Origin of the sequence: Streptomyces sp. NPDC127097 (assembly GCF_042724075.1) — a bacterium.
Lineage (GTDB): Bacteria > Actinomycetota > Actinomycetes > Streptomycetales > Streptomycetaceae > Streptomyces.
In genome coordinates, this window is sequence record NZ_JBHXFI010000068.1 from 1 (window position 1) to 18,571 (window position 18,571).

The following is an 18,571-nucleotide window of genomic DNA, read 5'->3' on the forward strand; positions in this document are numbered from 1 at the left end:
CCCCCCTTCGGGGGGTGGGCGGGTGTAGACACGCGGTCGCCCGTGCGCAGGTCACCGGAAGGTGTCCGTCCGCACGGGCGGCCCGCAGGCCCCGGACGCGCCCGGCGCGCGCCCGGGGCCCACGCACGTGCACACCCGTGCGCCGATGCTGCATGCTGGTGCATTCAAGACGGTCAAGACGGCCCGTGACCTCGCGGTCTCACAGCCCGCGACGGTCCGGACACCACAGTCAACGGCGCGGGAGCAGCGGCATGACATCCACCTTTCCGGACACCTCGATCAGCACGGACCGGTTGGTGCTGCGCCCCTTCGAGGAGGCCGATGTGCCGTCCCTCGCCGCGATGATGAACGACGAGCTGGTCGCCGCCTGGACCGCGATACCCCAGCCGTACACCGAGGACGCCGCGCGCCGCTGGACCACCGAGAGCGCCCACGCCGAGCGGACGGCGGGCCACGGGATCGATTTCGCGGTCACCGAGTTCCTCACCCAGCGCCTGGTCGGCGTGGTCCAACTGCGCAACACCGACTGGCGGATCCGTTCCAGCGAGATCAGCTACGTCGTCGCCTCCTGGGCCCGCGGTGAGGGGTACGCCTCCGAAGCCTCGCTCGCCGTCGCCCACTGGCTCTTCCACGACCAGAAGTTCGAACGCATCGAGCTGCGCACCGCCGCCGACAACACCGCCTCCCAGCAGGTCGCCCAGAAGATCGGCTGCATCAGTGAGGGCGTGCTGCGCAATGCCTTCATAGCCCGCAGCCGCACCGAGGACGGCGGCTGGACGGACATCCGGACCGATCTGATCGTGTGGAGCCTGCTGCCCGAGGACCTCGAAGGGGTCCCCGGCCGCCTGGCGGACGCGAACGGATTCAGTTACCCCGAGTGGAACTGACCACGCCCGCACTCAGGTCCGTACCGCAGGGGGTAGTCTCGGCCTGCCGCGCACCTGCGCGAGCAGCGCGGACCTGCGCACCACAGCGGCACCACCACCGGCCCGCGGCCGCCCTGCCTGCCGCCCCGCCCGCGTAACCACAGCATCCCCAGGAGACTGACGAGCATGGCCGACCGGGTCACGGTGATCGGATGGGACGGCTCTCCACTGACCGCTGCGGCCCGCTCCGCGCTCGGCGCCGCCACGCTGGTGGCCGGCGCCGCCCACCATCTCGCCCTCCCCGAAGTGCCGCCGAACGCCGAACGGATCCGGCTCGGCAGCGTGACCCTGGCCGCCCGCCGAATCGCCCAGCACCGCGGCACCGCCGTGGTGCTCGCCGACGGCGACCCCGGCTTCTTCGGTGTCGTCCGCACCCTCCGGGCCCCCGAGCACGGTCTGGAAGTGGAAGTGGTCCCGGCCGTCTCCTCCGTCGCGGCCGCCTTCGCCCAGGCCGGCATGCCCTGGGACGACGCCCAGGTCGTGGTCGCCCACAGCCGCGATCTGCGCCGCGCGGTGAACGTCTGCCGCGCGCACACCAAGGTCGCGGTGCTCACCTCGCCCGGCGCCGGCCCCGCCGAACTCGCCCTGCTGCTCGGCGGCGTCCACCGCACCTTCGTCATCTGTGAGGAACTGGGCACCGAACGGGAGCAGGTGACCGTCCTCACATCCGACAAGGCCGCCGATCATGTCTGGCGTGACCCCAATGTCGTCATTGTCGTCGGCGGTTCGCCCGCCGGTGCCGCGGCGCAGGGCACCGGCTGGATCGCCGGTCACGAGGTCGGCCACCCGACGGGCCCGCGCGGCTGGGGACTTCCGGCGAGCGCGTACGGCGGCGCCCTGGGCGAGGGCGAGTCCGTCCAGCTGCGCACCGCACAACTCGCCCGTCTCGGGCCGCAGGTGGGCGACCTGGTCTGGGACATCGGCGCGGGCAGCGGCGCCGCCGCGGTGGAGACCGCGCGCTTCGGCGCCGCCGTCATCGCGGTCGACGCCGACCCGGACGCCTGCGGACGCACCGCCGCCCTCGCCCGCCGGCACGGCGTCCAACTCCAGGTCGTGCACGGCCGGGCCCCGCAGATCCTGGAGGACCTGCCCGAGCCCGACGTGATCCGGGTCGGCGGCGGGGGAGCGGACGTGCTCACCGCCTGCGCGGCCCGCCGTCCCGAACGGATCGTCACCCACGCGGCCACCCGCGACGAGGCCGAAGCGCTCGGCCGGGCGCTGGCCGACGGCGGCTACGAAGTCGAGTGCGCACTGCTCCAGTCCGTGGACCTGGACACTTCCGTCTGGGTCGAACGCGAGCGGTCCGTGGTGTTTCTTCTCAGCGGGTATCGCGTTCCTCACCCGTGACCAGCACGGCAACCCGCGCGAGGTAGGCTGGCGGATCGTTGCGCCGCCGTTCCGCATTCGGCTTCGTACGCCAATATCCGGAAAATTCTGTGGTTTTGGCCGAATATGAAGCTCTGGAGAGCGGACGTGCCGCGAGGCGTGCTCGCTCGTTCTAGCTATCGGGGCGTCGGCGCGCCCCGGTCGAGCGCGTCGCACGAGCGGTTGGAAGGAGCACTACCAATGGGCGAGGGGTACGCATGACCGACACCGGCCAGGTCCCGGGCGAGGGACAGCCGGAGAACGCAGGCGGACATCCCGGGCAGCCGCAGCCGGCGGCCGCTCCCTCCCCTGCCGACGCCGGACCGACGGAGCTGCCGGGCATGGTGCCCGCTCCGGGCGAATACCCCTACCTCGGCCAGGCTGACGGCGCGGTCGCGGACGACGATCTGCTGATGCCGGGCGCCCAGGGCGCCTGGAGCGAGCAGCCCGCGCACCAGCCGCTCCCGCAGCCGCAGGAGACCCACCACGGCGCGGACCAGCAGCCCCAGCAGGGCGCGCCGTTCGACGCGGCCGCCCAGGGGGCCACCGGCTACGAGCCGATGCCCGCCCCGACCGGCGACCACGAGAGCGGCGGCCGGGACTCCGGTTCCGTCGACCTCAGCGCCGTCCGCATCCCCCAGCCCGCGGCCCCGCAGCCGGACCGGGCCCGCGCCGCCGCCCCCGCCACGCCCCCGCGCCGCCCGCTGCACATGGGCCCGCCGGTCCCCGACCCGACCGGCGGCGTGGTCCGTTCGCTCGCCGACCGCGGACCGGCCGAGGCGCCCGCACGGCCCGCCGGACCGCCCACGGGCGGCCCCGAATACTTCGACGCCCCGGCCCCGGCCACGCCCGACGTGCCCGGCCCGGCGGCCGGCACGCTGCCCGCCGCCGACCTGCCGTACGCCGAGCAGCCCCCCGAGGAGGTGGCGGCGGCCGAGCAGGGCTTCGCCGTGCCCTCGTACGGTGAGCAGTCCTACGGCGGGCAGTTGAGCGCCGAGCAGACCTACGGCGCCGCCGGCCAGGGCCCGTTGCCCGGCCCGCAGCTCGGCGAGATCCCGTCGCAGGTGCCGCAGTGGAACGACGCCGCCGCCCAGGCCCCCGCGGCCCCGCTTGCAGAAACGGTCGCCCCCGAGGCACCCGTCGCCCCCGCCGAGGCCGTACGGCCCGCCCCGCAGGACGCGGCGCCGCCCGTCGAGCAGCCGCTGCCGGCCGAGGGCGGGGTGCAGGCCGGGGACGGCGCTCCCGTCGCCGGGACCGCCGCCGAGGCCGGGCCGGAAGCGCCGGCCGAGGTGCCGCTGCCGCCGCAGGACGGCGCTGCGGACGCGGTGCCGGATGCGGCAGCGCCCGGTCAGGAGGGAACGGCCCTGCCGGAGGGCGCTGTAGTGGAGGGCGCCGCGCCGGAGGCCGTCATGGCGGATGTTCCCGCTGCGGACGGCGCCGTGGCGGATGTCCCCTCGCCGGACGTCGCCGCGCCGGACGCCTCCGTGCCGGACGCCTCCGTGCAAAGTGACGCCGCTGTGGACGTTCCTGCGCAGGATGCCGCCGCGCCGGACGCCCCGGGCCAGGACGCCTCCGTGCCGGATGTCGCCCTGGCGGGCGCTCCCGGCCAGGCTCCCGCTCCGGACGCCCAGCAGCCAGAGGCCGTTGCCGCCGAGGCTCCCCAGCCCGCCGACCAGGACGCGCTCGCCGAGCCCCAGCCCGAGCCCCAGCCCCAGCCCGAGGCGCAGGCCCCGGCGCAGCCCGCCGACGCGCCCGCCCCGGCCCCGTCCGACGCGCCCGGCCAGGCCACGGCGCCCGCAGTGGAACAGCCGGCGGCCGAGGCCCCCCAGGCACCCCAGGCACCCCAGAACGAGCAGACCGCCGAGCAGTCCGAGGCCCCCGCCGAGCCCGTCGCCGCCGAGGCCCAGCAGGACCCCGCCGCCCCGGCCGAGCCCCGGCCGGAGCCCGCGGCCGCCGCCCCCGCCGAGGCCGCCCCGGACCAGGTCACCCCGGCCGACGCCGACGACGCCACCGACAGCGCCCCGGCCGCCGAGCCCGTCGCCCCGCTGTCCGACACCGCTCCCCAGGGCCCCGCCGTCGTGCCCGCCACCGACGACGGTGTGCCCCAGGAGCAGGCCGTCATAGAGCCGTCCGAGGCGCAGCAGCCGGCCGCCGGACAGCCGCAGCCCGGCGCCCCCGTGGACGCCGCGGGGCAGCCGACCGCCGAGGAGCCCGCCCCGGAGGCCGCGGCCGCCCCCGCCGAGCAGCAGCCCGCAGCGGCCGCCCCGGCCGACGCCGACAGCCCCGCCGAGCCGCACGCCCCCGTGGCCGAGGCGACCCCCGGCGAGGCCGCTGAGGAGGCCGCGCCCGCCGCTGCCGAGTCAGCCGAGCCCGCGCCCGGCGCCCCCGCCGAGCCGCTCGCCGAAGCCCGGCCCGTCACCGTCCACATCCCGGCCCAGGCGTCCGGCGAGCACACCCCCGTGGACGCCCCGGCCCCGCGGACCGCGGCCCCCGACGCCGAGCCCACCGCCGACGCCGACGACGCGCCCCAGCAGCAGGACGCCGCCGCACTCGTCCAGCTCGGCGAGGGCCAGGACGAGGGCGAGGGTGAAGACGGCGACCAGCCGCAGGCGGCGGACCAGCAGAACCCCGCCGGTACGCCCGACGTCGCCGACGGCCTGCTGTCCCCGGCCGCCGGGTACGACGACTCCGAGCGCGCCGCCGTCCACCGCGTGATCCGCGAACGCCGCGACATCCGCAACGGCTTCCGCAGCGACCCGATCCCCCACGACGTCCTGCTGCGCGTCCTGGAGGCGGCCCACACCGCCCCCAGCGTCGGCCACTCCCAGCCCTGGGACTTCGTGGTCATCCGCTCGGCCGAGACCCGCGAGAAGATGCACCAGCTCGCGATGGCGCAGCGCGAGGCGTACGCCAAGTCGCTGCCCAAGGCGCGCGCCAAGCAGTTCCGCGAGCTGAAGATCGAGGCGATCCTCGAAACGCCGGTGAACATCGTCGTCACCGCCGACTCCACCCGCGGCGGCCGGCACACCCTCGGCCGCCACACCCAGCCGCAGATGGCCCCGTACTCCTCCGCGCTCGCGGTCGAGAACCTCTGGCTCGCCGCCCGCGCCGAGGGCCTGGGCGTCGGCTGGGTCAGCTTCTTCGACGAGCGGGAGATGGTCCGCGAACTGGGCCTGCCCGAGCACCTCGAAGTCGTCGCCTACCTGTGCATCGGCTACGTCGACGAGTTCCCGGAGGACCCCGAGCTGCTCCAGGCCGGCTGGTCCAAGCGCCGCCCGCTGTCGTGGGTCGTCCACGAGGAGACCTACGGCCGCCGCGCGCTGCCCGGCGAGAGCCCGCACGACCTCCTCCAGGAGACCCTTCAGGGCATCCGCCCGCTCGATGCCAAGGCCCTCGGCGAGGCATGGGAGCGGCAGAAGCGGATGACCAAGCCCGCCGGGGCACTGGGCATGCTGGAGATCATCTCCGCGCAGCTGTCCGGACTGTCCCGCAAGTGCCCGCCGCCCATCCCGGAGCCGGCCGCCGTCGCGATCTTCGCCGGTGACCACGGTGTGCACGCCCAGGGCGTGACCCCCTGGCCCCAGGAGGTCACCGGCCAAATGGTCGCCAACTTCCTGGGCGGCGGCGCGGTCTGCAACGCCTTCGCCAACCAGGTCGGCGCCGAGGTCTGCGTCGTGGACGTCGGCGTGGCGGGCGATCTTCCCGCCACCCCCGGCCTGCTGCCGCGCAAGGTCCGCGCCGGCACCGCCGACTTCACGGCGGGCCCGGCGATGACCCAGGAGGACGTGCTCAAGGCCATCGAGGTCGGCATCGACACCGCCCGTGACCTCGTCGCGGCCGGCAACAAGGCCCTGCTCACGGGCGAGATGGGCATCGCCAACACCACCACCTCCGCCGCGCTGATCGCCGTCTACACCGGCGTCGACCCGGTCGAGGTCACCGGCCGCGGCACCGGCATCAACGACGAGACCCACGCCCGCAAGGTCGATGTGGTCCGCCGCGCCCTGGAACTTCACCAGCCCGACCCGGCCGACCCCATCGGCGTCCTCGCCGCGATCGGCGGCCTGGAGCACGCCGCCCTCGTCGGCCTGATCCTCGGCGGCGCCTCGCTGCGCACCCCGGTGATCCTCGACGGGGTGAGCGCCGGCGCCGCCGCCCTGGTGGCCCGCGCCATCGCCCCCGAGGCGCTGGCCGCCTGCATCGCCGGCCACCGCAGCGCCGAGCCCGGCCATGTCGCGGCCCTGAACAAGCTGGGCCTGCGCCCGCTGGTCGACCTCGACCTGCGTCTCGGCGAGGGCACCGGCGCCCTGCTCGCCCTCCCCGTGGTGCAGAGCGCCGCCCGCGCCATGCACGAGGTCGCCACCTTCGACTCCGCCGGAGTGACCGAGAAGACCTGATCAGGCCCTGACCTCCGCATGACCCCCGGCCCGCAGCCCCATAGGCTGTGGGCCGGGGCCGTACCGCCGCCCCGGGCCGTCCCCTCACCAGCCGCTCCAGAGCCGCAGCGGCTGAGCCGGTCGCCGAACCCGCACCATCCGCACAAGGAGCCGTACCGCCATGGCTGAGCACGTCGCCGAACACGCTGCCTACCCCGTCGGACTGCGGCTGTCCGGCCGCCGGGTGGTTGTCCTGGGCGCCGGCCAGGTCGCCCAGCGCCGGCTCCCGTCCCTCGTCGCCGCCGGCGCCGATGTCCTGCTGATCTCCCCGTCCGCCACCCCGTCCGTCGAGGCGATGGCCGATGCCGGCGAGGTCCGCTGGGAGCGCCGCCGCTACCAGGACGGCGACCTCGACGGCGCCTGGTACGCACTGATCTCCACCGACGACCCGGAGGCCAACGCCGCCGCGTCCCAGGAGGCCGAGGACCGCCGGGTGTGGTGCGTACGCTCCGACGACGCCGAGGCGGCCACCGCCTGGACCCCGGCCACCGGCCGCAGCGAGGGCGTCACCGTCGCCGTGCTCACCGGCCGCGACCCGCGCCGCTCCGCCGCCGTACGCGACGCGATCGTCGAGGGCCTCCGGGACGGCAGCCTCGCCGCCCCGCACCACCGCCGCCCGCACACCCCGGGTGTCTCCCTGGTCGGCGGCGGCCCCGGCGACCCGGACCTGATCACCGTCCGCGGCCGCCGGCTGCTCGCCGAGGCCGACGTGGTCATCGCCGACCGTCTCGGCCCCCGCGACCTGCTCGCCGAACTCCCGCCGCATGTCGAGGTCATCGACGCCGCGAAGATCCCCTACGGCCGCTTCATGGCCCAGGAGGCCATCAACAACGCGCTGATCGAGCACGCCAAGGCCGGCAAGGCGGTGGTCCGGCTCAAGGGCGGCGACCCGTTCGTCTTCGGCCGCGGCATGGAGGAGGCCCAGGCGCTCGCCGAGGCCGGCATCCCCTGCACGGTCGTCCCGGGCATCTCCAGCACCATCTCGGTGCCCGGCGCCGCCGGTATCCCGGTCACCCACCGCGGCGTCGCCCACGAGTTCACCGTCGTCAGCGGCCATGTCGCCCCCGACGACGAGCGCTCGCTGGTGGACTGGCCGTCGCTCGCCAAGCTGCGCGGCACCCTCGTCGTCCTGATGGGCGTGGAGAACAGCGGCGCCATCGCCGCCAAGCTGATCGAGCACGGCCGCGCCGCCGACACCCCCGCCGCCGTCATCCAGGAGGGGACCACCGCGGCTCAGCGCCGCGTCGACGCCACCCTCGCGACCCTCGGCGAGACCGTACGGGCCGAGGGCGTCCGCCCCCCGGCGGTCATCGTCATCGGCGAGGTCGTCGCCGTCGCCCCTACCCCCAGGTAACCGAGCCCCGACGCGGCATTGGCACCCCGACACCGACAAGGCACTATCTCCCCGTGGCAGAAATCATCACCGTCGACGACCCGGACGACCCGCGGCTGGCCGACTACACCGGCCTGACCGACGTCGAGCTGCGGCGCCGGCGCGAGCCCGCGGAGGGGCTCTTCATCGCCGAGGGCGAGAAGGTCATCCGGCGGGCCCGGCACGCCGGTTACGCGATGCGCTCCATGCTGCTCTCGGCCAAGTGGGTCGACGTCATGCGCGATGTCATCGACGAGGTCCCGGCCCCGGTCTACGCGGTCACCCCGGCCCTCGCCGAGCGGGTGACGGGCTATCACGTGCACCGCGGCGCACTGGCCTCCATGCAGCGCAAGCCACTGCCCGCGGCCACCGAACTCCTCGCCGGGACCCGCCGCATCGTGGTCATGGAGGCGGTCAACGACCACACCAACATCGGCGCGATCTTCCGCAGCGCGGCGGCCCTGGGCATGGACGCGGTGCTGCTCTCCCCGGACTGCGCCGATCCGCTCTACCGCCGCTCGGTGAAGGTCTCCATGGGCGCGGTGTTCTCCGTGCCGTACGCCCGCCTGGAGAGCTGGCCCCGGGACCTGGCCGCCGTACGGGAAGCGGGTTTCAAGCTGCTCGCCCTCACCCCGGCCGAGAAGGCCACCGCCATCGACGAGGCCGCCCCGCACACCCTGGAGCGCGCCGCGCTGATGCTGGGCGCCGAGGGCGACGGCCTGAGCACCGGCGCCTTGCGGGCGGCCGACGAATGGGTCCGCATCCCGATGGCACACGGCGTGGACTCCCTCAACGTCGGCGCGGCCGCCGCGGTGGCCTTCTACGCGGTGGCCACCGGCCGACCGGCTTAGCACCCGCCGACCTGGCTTGGCGCCTGCCGACCGGCTCAGCGCCTGCCGAACCGGCTTGGCGCCCGCCGACCTGGCTTGGCCACCCGCCGACCGGCCTGGCACCCGTCAGGAATTTCCCCCGGCTTAACGCCCGCCGGGAATATCCCCTCCCCCTCACCCGGTTGAGGCCCGCAAGGGGGGCCCGCATCCCCTAGGGGCTCTGTTCCCCCACCCCGTAAGGCCCCGCCACCCCCACGCCGGCGGACGCCGACGCCGGCCGTTCCGCCCCGAGTCCGCGGGCCGGCCCCTGACACCCCTGGGCGGCCGCGATACCGAGCGCCACCAGCAGCGTCACCACCACGAACACGATGACGCGCTGCCGCAGCAGCCGGCGGTCGGGGCCCGGCCGGCGCCCGCCCGAGGTCGTACGCACCGGGGTACGTGAACCGTTTCGCCCCGTGGGCCGCGCGGCCGGGACCCGTCGCCCGTTCCGCCCGCCGGTCCGCGGATTCTTCCCCGCGGCCGAGGCCGGACCGGCCGGCCGGGCCGCCGCGTCCCGCGGGACCGGGGGACGGGAGGGGTGCGGCCGCGGCGAGGAGCTGCCCGCCGTCCGGCGCTCGGTGCGCTGGCGCGCGTACTCCTCGGCCCGCTGCCCGGTCGGCCGCTCCGAGGTCCGGCGCTCCCAACCGGCCCCGGCACCGGACCCGTTCTCCAGCGGCCCGCCCGACAGCCCGTGCGCCTCACGGGCCGCGATCTCCTTGAGCCGCAGCGACAGCGACAGCGTGCTGGGGCGGTCCGCCGGGTCCTTGGCCAGGCACGAGGCGAGCAGCGGCGCCAGGGCGTCCGGCACCCCGGCGAGCTGTGCCTCCTCGTGGACCACGCGGTAGAGCATGACCTCCGAACTCCCCTGCCCGAAGGGGGAGTCCGCGGTGCAGGCGTACGCGAGGGTGGCGCCCAGCGCGAAGATGTCCGTCGCCGGGGTCACCGCGGCCCCGCGCACCTGCTCCGGCGCCAGGAAGCCCGGTGAGCCGACGGCCGTACCGACATGGGTCAGGGTGCTGGCGCCGGTCGCCCAGGCGATGCCGAAGTCGATGATCCGCGGGCCCTTGGGCGACAGCAGAATGTTGGACGGCTTCAGATCACGGTGCACCACGCCCGCGTCATGGACGGCCAGCAGCCCCTCGGACAGCGCGGCCCCGATGGCGGCGACCTCCGCCGGGGACAGCGGCCCCTCCTCGTTGACCTTGTCGTGCAGCGAGGGCCCCGGGACGTACTGCGTGGCGAACCACGGGCGGTCCGCGTCGAGATCGGCCGCGACCAGCCGCGCGGTACAGCCACCGCGGATCCGCCGGGCGGCGGAGACCTCACGGGCGAACCGCGAGCGGAATTCCTGATCCTCCGCCAGGTCCGGCCGGATCACCTTGAGCGCCACCCGCTGCCCGCGCTTGTCCGAGCCGAGGTAGACCACACCCATCCCGCCCGCGCCGAGCCGGCGGTGCAGCCGGAACGTCCCGACGACACGCGGGTCCTCGCGTCGGAGCCGCATCATCGCCATGTCCGTCCCCTACCTGCGGTGGGGAGCCCCCTCCGCTGCCAACCGTCTGACGTGGCACAGCTTACGGATTGACGGCTCGCTGTGCTGAGAGGCCGCGCATGCGTCGGCCGGTGGATTGACCGGCGCCACATGCGGTCCCCGACGCGCCTGAGCGCTCCTTCCCGGCGGGCGGCCCGGTATCCCGGGTGCGATCCCAATGATCCGCTGGGGAAGGGGGATTGACGGGACGTAGCGGGATCGGGCCCGGTTGGTGACGGATGCGGGGGATACGGCCGGGGCGCGGGAAGGGGCGGCGGGCCGGGTGCGGTGCGGGGGCGGGACCGCCGTGCGCGGGGGAGGGGCCGGAGTGAGCGAGGTCACCCTCAGGAGTGCCCGGGACGGTCCGTCCGACGGTCCCCCTTGGGGGATGCCCCCCAGGTCCTGGACGTGTCTCTCCACCCAGAGGAGTACACGGGACGCGGTGAGGTCATCCTCCTGGAGGCCGCCCATTCGGTACGACGGCATGACGCCCGCGGCCGCCCGCGTGCCTAGGGTGGTTTTCAAGCGGCGGGTGGTGCACTCGTCCCCCGAGGTCAGACGCCCGCCGCCCCAGAACACGACGGGAGCGGGACGATGGCGCAGACCTCCGGACGGAGGGTCCTTCGGGCGCAGGGGCGCAGAGTCCCCGCGGCGCTCGCGGGCCGGCAGCCCGCCGGTACCCGCCATCCCCTCGTCGCGGTGGCCATGGTGCTGCCGCTGGCGATCGTTCTCGCCGTGGTCTTCGGCGGCTGGGAAGCCGTGCTGACACAGGCGTCGTCCGTGGTCGGAATGCTGGGGCGCTGAACGTAGCGCCCCGGTCCCGGGAGAGCGGCCCGGGACGGGGGACCTCCGGCCGAAACCCCGTGGGGACGGGGGGTGCGGCGGACGGCACGACGGCCGGGCATCTGGGGAGATGCCCGGCCTTCGAGCGTTCCGGACCGCGGCCGTCCCGTTCCGCCCGCGCCGCGCGTACGATCCCGGACCGGGCCGCCCATGGCCCGCACCACCACGCACCGCGCACCGGCCCGCGCCGGACCCGGGGGAACGATGACCACCTCACTGCTCGACCGTCTGTCCGCCCTGTGCGCGCCGGCGACCCGGGACGGCGCCCCGGCCCTCTCCTCCGAGGTGCTCGCCGACCGCCCCGACGGCACGGTCGTCCGCAGCGGCCGTACGGTCGCCAAGGCGCACGCCCCCGACGGCGACCCCCGCGCGCTCGCCGCCCGGCTGCGCATCGCCGCGCACCCCCTCCTGCACGGCATCCTGCTGCCCCCGCTCCCGGTCACCGCCCCCGACGGCTATCTCACCCTGACCGAAGAGGGGCGTGCGCTCACCCGCTGGCCCTACGGCAGCCCGGTGTCGCCCGACGACCCCGACGCCGCCCCCTGGGGGGACGCCGCCCGTCTGCTGGCCCGGCTGCACCGCGTCGACCTGCGCCAACTTCCCGGACCCGTGCCGCCGATGCGCGGCCCCGCCAAGGCCGCCCGCGCCCTGGCCCGGCTGCGGACCGCACCGGTTCCCGCCGGCGGCCCGCCGTCCGGGCGCCCGGCACCCCGGACCGCCGCCGGGGCACTGCCCGCGGCTGCCGCCGCCGTCGAGCGGGCCTGGGCCACGCTGCCCCCGTGGGCCCGGGGCGAGGCCCCACCGCCGCGGGCCGGCACCCTCTGTCACGGCGATCTGCACCTGGGCCAGCTCGTCCGCCACCCCGCCGACGACGGCCCCTGGCTCCTTATCGACATCGACGACCTCGGCCGGGGCGACGGCGCCTGGGACCTGGCCCGCCCCGCCGCCTGGTTCGCCACCGGCCTGCTGGCCCCGGACCTCTGGACGCGCTTTCTGGCCGCCTACCGCGCGGCCGGCGGCCCGGCCGTGGGGCCGGACGGTGATCCCTGGCCCGACCTGGAGATTCCGGCCCGCACCCTCACCGTGCAGACCGCCGCGCTGGCCGTCGCCAAGGCCGCCACCGCCGGCCGTTCCCTGGACGAGGCCGAGACCGCGTGCGTCGAGGCTTGTGCCCGGATGACGTCTCCGCCGCAGCAGTTGGCGTCCGCCGGCCCCGGCGTAGGCTGAACGCCCCGCTGCCGGGAGGCCGTTCCGGCGGTGCCGCCGTGAGCGGTGGTGGACGACAGGAGATGAGCGACGATGCAATGCCCCAAGTGCCATGCACCGATGCAGACATACCAGCGCAATGGCGTGCAGATCGAGCAGTGCGCCGGCTGCCGGGGGATATTCCTGGACTACGGGGAGCTGGAGGCGCTGACCCGGCTCGAATCACAGTGGGCCCAGCAGGCCCCGCCGCCACCTGCCCCGCAGGCTTACCCGGCCGCCCCCGCCTGGGGCGCCCCGCAGCACGGCCACCACGGTCATCACGGCCACCATGGACACCACGGCCATCACCGCGGCTTCGGCCATATGCTCTTCTCCTCCTGAAACACGACCGAGGGCCGGAGCGCAATGCTCCGGCCCTCGGGATCAGGCGTGGACGATACTGGGATTGAACCAGTGACCTCTTCCGTGTCAGGGAAGCGCTCTCCCGCTGAGCTAATCGTCCGCGGGACCACGGATCCCAAAAGATCCGTAGCTGCGTGCGCGATACTGGGATTGAACCAGTGACCTCTTCCGTGTCAGGGAAGCGCTCTCCCGCTGAGCTAATCGCGCGGGACGGACACCCCGTTTCCGGGGATCCAGTGGACGATACTGGGATTGAACCAGTGACCTCTTCCGTGTCAGGGAAGCGCTCTCCCGCTGAGCTAATCGTCCTTGGAGGTGGAGACGGGATTTGAACCCGTGTAGACGGCTTTGCAGGCCGTTGCCTCGCCTCTCGGCCACTCCACCAGGAGTGAGGGGGTTCGGGAAGATCCCCCACATCGAGCGGACGACGAGACTCGAACTCGCGACATCCACCTTGGCAAGGTGGTGCTCTACCAACTGAGCTACGTCCGCAGGTGTCTCTCCCAGACTACGTCCGGGAGCTACTCGGCCTCCGGGGCGCTTGCGCGTCCCGGCGACGTGTTGAACTCTAGCGGATTCCGGGGCCAGTACAAAAACGCGTTTGTGCAGCGTGCGCCGGTGCTCGCTCGGCGCAGGCGGCCCGCGGGCCGCCGCCATAGACTCGCTGACGTGCACGACTTCGCTCCGATGGCACGCTTCGGCGGCCTGATAGCCACTGACCTGCGGGATGTGACCAGCGATCCCGCGGCCCTGGACTCCACGGGCTGGTGGGCGGTCGCCGCCGACTTCGAGGGCGCAGTGGTCTGTGCCCGCTTCGGCGACGTCCGGCCGGCCACCGCGGCGGACCGGCCCGCCGCCGACGCCTGGCGGGGCCCCGCGCCCGAGGACTGGACCAGCTCGCTGGACCGGGACGCCTATACCGGCGGTGTGCGGCGCGTCCGTGAACACATCGCGGCCGGTGACGTCTATCAAGTGAATCTCTGCCGGGTGCTGACCGCGCCGCTGCCCGACCCCGGCCGGGCCGATGTCGACGCGCTGTCCGCGGTGCTGGCCCGCGGTAATCCGGCGCCGCACGCGGGCACGATCCGGCTGCCCGGCCACGGCGTCGAGATCGCCAGTGCCTCCCCGGAGCTGTATCTGCGGCGCGACGACCGCATCGTCACCTCCGGCCCGATCAAGGGCACCGGCCGGACCGCGGCGGATCTCTCGGCGAAGGACCGGGCGGAGAACGTGATGATCGTGGACCTGGTCCGCAACGATCTCGGCCGGGTCTGCGCCACCGGAACCGTCACCGTCCCGGCGCTGTGCGCCGTCGAGGAACACCCCGGCCTGGTCCATCTCGTCTCCACGGTGCGCGGTGAGCTGGACGCGGCGAACGAGAAGACCGCCTGGGCGGATCTGCTGGGTGCCACCTTTCCGCCCGGGTCGGTGACCGGCGCCCCCAAGTCCAGCGCGCTGCGGATCATCGACGAGCTGGAGACCGCCCCCCGCGGCCCGTACTGCGGAGGCATCGGCTGGGTCGACGCGGACCGCCGCACCGGCGAGCTCGCGGTGGGCATACGGACGTTCTGGGTCGACCGCACCCCGCCCGGCGGCCCGGTGCTGCGTTTCGGCGCCGGCGCGGGGATCATCTGGGACTCCGATCCGGAGCGGGAGTGGGCCGAGACCGAGTTGAAGGCGCGCAGGCTGCTGGCGGTAGCGTCGGGCCTGCATGAGGTGAGTGGAGGACAGCGATGAAGATCTGGCTCGACGGGGCACTACAGGACGCCGAGAGCGCCCGGGTCTCGGTCTTCGACCACGGGCTGACGGTCGGCGACGGAGTCTTCGAGACCATCAAGGCCGAGCGCGGCCGCGCCTTCGCCCTCACCCGTCACCTGGAGCGTCTGACCACCTCCGCCCGCGGGCTCGGGCTGCCCGATCCCGATCTCGACGAGGTACGGCGCGGTTGTGCGGCCGTCATGGCGGCCAACCCGATGGCCCTCGGCCGGCTGCGGCTCACCTACACCGGCGGTGTCTCCCCGCTCGGCTCGGACCGCGGCGACGCCGGTCCCACCCTGGTCATCGCGCTGTCCGAGACCCGGCGCCGCCCCGACACCACCGCCGCCGTCACCGTCCCGTGGACCCGCAACGAACGCGGCGCGCTCGCCGGCCTGAAGACCACGTCGTACGGCGAGAACGTCGTCGCCCTGGCCCGCGCGCGGGAACGGGGCGCGTCCGAGGCGCTGTTCGCCAACACCGTCGGCGCGCTCTGCGAAGGCACCGGCGCCAATGTCTTCGTCGTCCTGGACGGCGAACTGCACACCCCGCCGCTGCACTCGGGCTGCCTGGCGGGCATCACCCGCGCCCTGACCGTCGGCTGGGCCGGCGCCAAGGAGACCGATCTGCCGCTGGACGTCCTGGAGCGGGCCGAGGAGATCTTCCTGACCTCCACGCTGCGCGACGTCCAGGCCGTGACCCGGATCGACGACCGTCAACTCGCCGACGGCCCGGGCCCGGTGACCGCGGAAGCCATGCGGATCTTCGACGAGCAGTCGGCCGCCGACTTCGATCCGCGGTGATGACGCGCCCGCTCATGGGCGAGTAGAAAGTCCTGGTGACCACAACGCTGCGCCCCGCGGGACCGGAAGAACGGCACGACGACGGGCACCGGGCCCGTGCGTACGACATCTGCGTCAACAGCCGCCGGGTCGGCGGGATACGGCTGACGACGGACGCCCGGTTCGGCCCGACGGCCGGCCGGATCGCGGAGCTGGCCATCGACGAGCCGGACCGCCACCGGGGCCGCGCCACGGTCGCCGCGCTCGCCGCGGAAGAGGTGCTGCGCGGCTGGCGTTGCCGGCAGATCGAGCTGACCGTCCCGGCCGACGCCGAGGCCGCCGGGCGGCTCGCGGCGGCGCTGGGCTACACCGAGCGCAGCCGCATGATGAGCAAGCCCCTCACCGCCGCGCCCCCGCTGCCCGAGGGCAGCAGCGACCGCGCGCTGAGCGAGGCGGAGTACCCGGCCTGGCGGGCCGCCGCGCTCGCCGAGCACATCCGCACCCAGGTCGGCCAGGGGATGGCCCGAGAGCGCGCCGAGGAGGCCGCGGCCGCCGGCCATCGCGCCCTGCTCCCGGAGGGGGCGGAGACTCCCCACCAGGCGCTGCGCGTCCTGGCCCACGGCGGCGCGGACGTCGGCAGCATCTGGGTCGCGCTGCGGATGCCGGACCAGCCCGGCGGCTACGTCGTCGATGTGCGGGTCGCCCCCGGACACCGCGGGCAGGGGCACGGCCGCACCCTGATGGGGATCGCCGAGCGGGAGAGCCTCACCGCGGGCCGCACCAGCCTCGGCCTGAACGTCTACGCGGGCAACGCCCCGGCGCTCGGTCTCTACACCTCGCTGGGGTACCGGCCCACCGGCTATCAGCTGTGGAAGCCGATCCTGTGAGCGGGCCCGCGAACGGCCGGTGAGGCCCGGGCTCAGTCCTGTCCGGCCAGCAGCCGGTCGGCGATCTCCTCGATACGGGCGCGCAGCCCCTCCTGGCTCTTGCCGCCGTCCAGCCGCTCGCCGCCGATCACATAGGTCGGGGTCCCGGTCACCCCGATGGCCTTGCCCTCGGCCTGGTCCGCGTCGACGATCAGCAGATGCCGCCCGTCGATCAGCGCGGTGTCCAGCTCCTCGGTGTCCAGCCCCAGCTCGCCGGCGACCTTCAGCAGCAGCTTGTCCCCGCGCTTGCCGAGCTCCTCGGTCCGCGCCAGCACCGCCTCGATGTACGGCCAGCCCTGGCCCTGCTCGATGGCCTCCTCGGCGGCCTGCGCGGCGACATAGGCGTGCGGGTGCTTCGGCAGGGGGAAGTGGCGCAGCCGGATGTCCAGCCGGTCGCCGTAGCGCTCCCGCAGCGCCCGCAGGTCCTCCAGGGCGCTATGGCAGTCCGGGCACTGGAGTTCGCACCACACGTCCAGCACGGGGCGGACGGGACGGGCGGGGGACGGGGTCGTGGCGTCGTTCATGAGAGCCAGTCTTCCAGTCTTCCCACGGCCGGCCCCGCGAGGTACCCCGGTCCGGTGGCCGAACCGGGACCTGGGGAGGAGCCCGACCCCGAGATGTCCCTGAGGCCGTGCCGGAACATGGCCCCTGCGGGCCGGGACAAGGCAGGATGGAAGGGAGCAGACTGCCTGCTCACCCATCCATCGGCAGGAGGACCGGATGCTGACCTCGACCGTCTGTGCCGCGGTGTCGGCGGCGGGCCTGGGCATCGCCGCGATCACGGCATACCGCAAGCGGTTCCTGGCCGCGACCCGCATCGCCGCCTATTCCCTGATCCCCATCGGCCTGGTGATGACGGGCGTCATCGACTGGCTCGCCGGGATCGTCTTCAAGCCCACGGTCTGGGCCGGCTTCGGCGTGCTCGCCCTCTCGGTCGTGCTGTTCATGACCACCAGGGCGGTCGAGCGCCGCCGGGGCGGGGTCGGCAGCCGTAAGGAGCGCCGGGCCGCGGCGTCCGGCCGGTCCGACGCGGTGGCCCCGGCCGCCTCCGCCCCCTCGCTCGGTGCGGGCCGCGCGGCGCAGCCGGCCGCCAAGGGGAAGGCCGCACCCGCCAAGGGCGGCGCCCCCAAGGATGACTTCTCGGACATCGAAGCGATCCTGAAAAAGCACGGGATCTGATGAACTACCGCTGCTGAGGCGTCCATCGGGCGCTCTCGGACGATCATCTGCGTCATGATGCGCGCGAGATGAACGATGAGTGCGCCCTCGCCCAAGACGACGCCCCGTCCCGCCAACGCCGCGGTTGTCTGTTCGCGCTGTCCCAGCCCCCGCTGATGCTCTTCCTCGCCGTGATCGGCTTTCTGCTCCTTCTCGGCGCGGTCCACGACCTCTTCCTCCTGTGAGGCCGGCCGCCGCGCCGCCGCTCAGCCCGCGGCCTCCCGCCGCCGTGCCCGGTAGGCCGCGACATGCAGCCGGTTTCCGCAGGTACGGCTGTCGCAGTAGCGCCGGGAGCGGTTCCGGGAGAGATCGACGAAGGCATGCCGGCAGTCCGGTGCCTCGCAGTGCCGCAGCCGCTCGCGCTCCCCGGCGACGACGAGGAAGGCCAGTGCCATGCCGCCGTCCGCGGCCAGATGATCGGCGACCGACGCGCCCGGCGCGAAGTAGTGGACATGCCAGTCGTAGCCGTCGTGATCGGTCAGCTGCGGCGTGGTGCCCGCCGAGGCGACCAGCGCGTTCAGCTGTTCGGCCGCGGTGCGGTCGTCGGCGGCCGCGAAGACCCGGGCGAAGCGCGCGCGGACGGACCGTACGGTGGCCAGGTCGCCCGCACCCAGCGCGCCCACGCCGCTGACGGCGTTGCGCCGGACGAAGTCCTCGAGGGCCGCGAGATCGGTCAGGCTGTCCGGCGCTCCGGGGCCCTCGCCCTCCGGAGCGGTGTTCAGCAGATCGACGACCGCGTCCAGCGCGCACCGGGTGTCATGGGTGATGATCACGGTTCCGCTCCCTGGCAGGGTGGGGCCGGACGAGTACCGCCCCCGTGGGTTGCCGAATGGTCGCCGACTCTAGCGCTTCGAACAAGCTTCAGCGCCGACTCCGCGGTGGGTCCGCGGCGACGACGCCGAAGTGTGCCGTGTGAACTTGTCGGTCCTGCGCCGTC

General features: G+C 74.6%; 16 protein-coding genes and 5 tRNA genes. 13 read left to right on the forward strand and 8 right to left on the reverse strand.

The features are described 5' to 3' along the window. Positions 1 to 251: 251 nt before the first annotated feature. From ACFWJW_RS33025 to ACFWJW_RS33045, 5 genes are all read left to right on the forward strand, one after another. Positions 252 to 887 carry a GNAT family N-acetyltransferase gene (locus ACFWJW_RS33025; RefSeq protein ID WP_387248060.1) on the forward strand — a complete coding sequence of 212 codons (636 nt, stop codon included), beginning with the start codon at positions 252 to 254 and terminating at the stop codon, positions 885 to 887. A 165-nt stretch (positions 888 to 1,052) separates the two neighbouring features. After that, positions 1,053 to 2,273: a precorrin-6y C5,15-methyltransferase (decarboxylating) subunit CbiE gene (cbiE, locus tag ACFWJW_RS33030; RefSeq protein ID WP_387248062.1), complete on the forward strand. Its 1,221-nt coding sequence runs from the start codon at positions 1,053 to 1,055 to the stop codon at positions 2,271 to 2,273. A 236-nt stretch (positions 2,274 to 2,509) separates the two neighbouring features. Then, positions 2,510 to 6,688: a nicotinate-nucleotide--dimethylbenzimidazole phosphoribosyltransferase gene (gene cobT / locus ACFWJW_RS33035; protein ID WP_387248064.1), complete on the forward strand. Its 4,179-nt coding sequence runs from the start codon at positions 2,510 to 2,512 to the stop codon at positions 6,686 to 6,688. 160 nt (positions 6,689 to 6,848) lie between these two features. Beyond that, positions 6,849 to 8,081 (forward strand): uroporphyrinogen-III C-methyltransferase, encoded by a 1,233-nt coding sequence (cobA, locus tag ACFWJW_RS33040; RefSeq protein ID WP_387248066.1) that lies wholly within the window; start codon positions 6,849 to 6,851, stop codon positions 8,079 to 8,081. 53 nt (positions 8,082 to 8,134) lie between these two features. Continuing rightward, complete coding sequence (locus tag ACFWJW_RS33045; protein WP_387248068.1) at positions 8,135 to 8,950, forward strand: TrmH family RNA methyltransferase; 816 nt, start codon at positions 8,135 to 8,137, stop codon at positions 8,948 to 8,950. 190 nt (positions 8,951 to 9,140) lie between these two features. Here ACFWJW_RS33045 and ACFWJW_RS33050 read toward each other — a convergent pair whose 3' ends face one another. After that, positions 9,141 to 10,484, reverse strand: a complete 1,344-nt coding sequence (locus ACFWJW_RS33050; RefSeq protein WP_387248070.1) for a serine/threonine-protein kinase — start codon at positions 10,482 to 10,484, stop codon at positions 9,141 to 9,143. A gap of 612 nt (positions 10,485 to 11,096) precedes the next feature. On the opposite strand from ACFWJW_RS33050, the gene ACFWJW_RS33055 reads away from it, so the two are divergent. The 3 genes from ACFWJW_RS33055 (at position 11,097) to ACFWJW_RS33065 (ending at position 12,932) form a co-directional block, all read left to right on the forward strand. Beyond that, positions 11,097 to 11,306, forward strand: a complete 210-nt coding sequence (locus tag ACFWJW_RS33055; RefSeq protein WP_387248072.1) for a hypothetical protein — start codon at positions 11,097 to 11,099, stop codon at positions 11,304 to 11,306. Positions 11,307 to 11,549: 243 nt separating this feature from the next. Next, positions 11,550 to 12,572 carry a phosphotransferase family protein gene (locus ACFWJW_RS33060; RefSeq protein ID WP_387248074.1) on the forward strand — a complete coding sequence of 341 codons (1,023 nt, stop codon included), beginning with the start codon at positions 11,550 to 11,552 and terminating at the stop codon, positions 12,570 to 12,572. Positions 12,573 to 12,644: 72 nt separating this feature from the next. Then, positions 12,645 to 12,932 carry a zf-TFIIB domain-containing protein gene (locus tag ACFWJW_RS33065; RefSeq protein ID WP_387248076.1) on the forward strand — a complete coding sequence of 96 codons (288 nt, stop codon included), beginning with the start codon at positions 12,645 to 12,647 and terminating at the stop codon, positions 12,930 to 12,932. A 49-nt stretch (positions 12,933 to 12,981) separates the two neighbouring features. On the opposite strand, the gene ACFWJW_RS33070 is transcribed toward ACFWJW_RS33065, so the two are convergent. The 5 genes from ACFWJW_RS33070 to ACFWJW_RS33090 all read right to left on the reverse strand — a co-directional run bounded on the left by ACFWJW_RS33070 (position 12,982) and on the right by ACFWJW_RS33090 (position 13,445). Continuing rightward, positions 12,982 to 13,053, reverse strand: a tRNA-Val gene (locus tag ACFWJW_RS33070). A gap of 35 nt (positions 13,054 to 13,088) precedes the next feature. Further along, positions 13,089 to 13,160 (reverse strand) — tRNA-Val (locus tag ACFWJW_RS33075). 30 nt (positions 13,161 to 13,190) lie between these two features. Further along, a tRNA-Val gene (locus ACFWJW_RS33080) sits at positions 13,191 to 13,262 on the reverse strand. Between the two features lies 1 nt (position 13,263). After that, a tRNA-Cys gene (locus ACFWJW_RS33085) sits at positions 13,264 to 13,337 on the reverse strand. Positions 13,338 to 13,372: 35 nt separating this feature from the next. Then, positions 13,373 to 13,445: transfer RNA gene (locus tag ACFWJW_RS33090), tRNA-Gly, on the reverse strand. 177 nt (positions 13,446 to 13,622) lie between these two features. On the opposite strand from ACFWJW_RS33090, the gene ACFWJW_RS33095 reads away from it, so the two are divergent. From ACFWJW_RS33095 to ACFWJW_RS33105, 3 genes are read left to right on the forward strand one after another with little or no spacing between them, the layout of a single operon-like run. Continuing rightward, positions 13,623 to 14,690, forward strand: a complete 1,068-nt coding sequence (locus tag ACFWJW_RS33095) for a chorismate-binding protein (protein ID WP_387248078.1) — start codon at positions 13,623 to 13,625, stop codon at positions 14,688 to 14,690. Next, positions 14,687 to 15,511 (forward strand): aminotransferase class IV, encoded by an 825-nt coding sequence (locus ACFWJW_RS33100; RefSeq protein ID WP_387248080.1) that lies wholly within the window; start codon positions 14,687 to 14,689, stop codon positions 15,509 to 15,511. The genes ACFWJW_RS33095 and ACFWJW_RS33100 overlap by 4 nt, the downstream gene beginning before the upstream one ends. A gap of 35 nt (positions 15,512 to 15,546) precedes the next feature. Beyond that, positions 15,547 to 16,377: a GNAT family N-acetyltransferase gene (locus tag ACFWJW_RS33105; protein ID WP_387248081.1), complete on the forward strand. Its 831-nt coding sequence runs from the start codon at positions 15,547 to 15,549 to the stop codon at positions 16,375 to 16,377. 32 nt (positions 16,378 to 16,409) lie between these two features. Here ACFWJW_RS33105 and ACFWJW_RS33110 read toward each other — a convergent pair whose 3' ends face one another. Then, positions 16,410 to 16,940 carry a DsbA family protein gene (locus tag ACFWJW_RS33110; RefSeq protein ID WP_387248083.1) on the reverse strand — a complete coding sequence of 177 codons (531 nt, stop codon included), beginning with the start codon at positions 16,938 to 16,940 and terminating at the stop codon, positions 16,410 to 16,412. A 196-nt stretch (positions 16,941 to 17,136) separates the two neighbouring features. On the opposite strand from ACFWJW_RS33110, the gene ACFWJW_RS33115 reads away from it, so the two are divergent. Continuing rightward, positions 17,137 to 17,595 (forward strand): hypothetical protein, encoded by a 459-nt coding sequence (locus ACFWJW_RS33115; protein ID WP_387248085.1) that lies wholly within the window; start codon positions 17,137 to 17,139, stop codon positions 17,593 to 17,595. A gap of 68 nt (positions 17,596 to 17,663) precedes the next feature. After that, the gene (locus ACFWJW_RS33120) at positions 17,664 to 17,819 is read left to right on the forward strand and encodes a hypothetical protein (RefSeq protein WP_387248087.1); all 156 of its coding nucleotides are present in this window, start codon (positions 17,664 to 17,666) and stop codon (positions 17,817 to 17,819) included. A gap of 21 nt (positions 17,820 to 17,840) precedes the next feature. Here the strand turns inward: ACFWJW_RS33120 and ACFWJW_RS33125 are convergent, their stop codons facing one another. Further along, entirely contained in the window at positions 17,841 to 18,407 is a 567-nt protein-coding gene (locus ACFWJW_RS33125) for a CGNR zinc finger domain-containing protein (RefSeq protein ID WP_387248089.1), read from the reverse strand. Between the last annotated feature and the right edge of the window lie 164 nt (positions 18,408 to 18,571).

Excerpts from the sequence above, each read along its gene's own strand:
- ACFWJW_RS33115 (WP_387248085.1), top strand. The coding sequence starts at position 17,137 with ATGCTGACCTCGACCGTCTGTGCCGCGGTGTCGGCGGCGGGCCTGGGC.
- ACFWJW_RS33060 (WP_387248074.1), top strand. The coding sequence starts at position 11,550 with ATGACCACCTCACTGCTCGACCGTCTGTCCGCCCTGTGCGCGCCGGCG.
- ACFWJW_RS33100 (WP_387248080.1), top strand. The coding sequence starts at position 14,687 with ATGAAGATCTGGCTCGACGGGGCACTACAGGACGCCGAGAGCGCCCGG.
- ACFWJW_RS33110 (WP_387248083.1), bottom strand. The coding sequence starts at position 16,940 with ATGAACGACGCCACGACCCCGTCCCCCGCCCGTCCCGTCCGCCCCGTG.
- cobA (WP_387248066.1), top strand. The coding sequence starts at position 6,849 with ATGGCTGAGCACGTCGCCGAACACGCTGCCTACCCCGTCGGACTGCGG.
- ACFWJW_RS33025 (WP_387248060.1), top strand. The coding sequence starts at position 252 with ATGACATCCACCTTTCCGGACACCTCGATCAGCACGGACCGGTTGGTG.
- ACFWJW_RS33055 (WP_387248072.1), top strand. The coding sequence starts at position 11,097 with ATGGCGCAGACCTCCGGACGGAGGGTCCTTCGGGCGCAGGGGCGCAGA.
- cbiE (WP_387248062.1), top strand. The coding sequence starts at position 1,053 with ATGGCCGACCGGGTCACGGTGATCGGATGGGACGGCTCTCCACTGACC.
- ACFWJW_RS33050 (WP_387248070.1), bottom strand. The coding sequence starts at position 10,484 with ATGGCGATGATGCGGCTCCGACGCGAGGACCCGCGTGTCGTCGGGACG.
- ACFWJW_RS33065 (WP_387248076.1), top strand. The coding sequence starts at position 12,645 with ATGCAATGCCCCAAGTGCCATGCACCGATGCAGACATACCAGCGCAAT.
- cobT (WP_387248064.1), top strand. The coding sequence starts at position 2,510 with ATGACCGACACCGGCCAGGTCCCGGGCGAGGGACAGCCGGAGAACGCA.
- ACFWJW_RS33120 (WP_387248087.1), top strand. The coding sequence starts at position 17,664 with ATGAACGATGAGTGCGCCCTCGCCCAAGACGACGCCCCGTCCCGCCAA.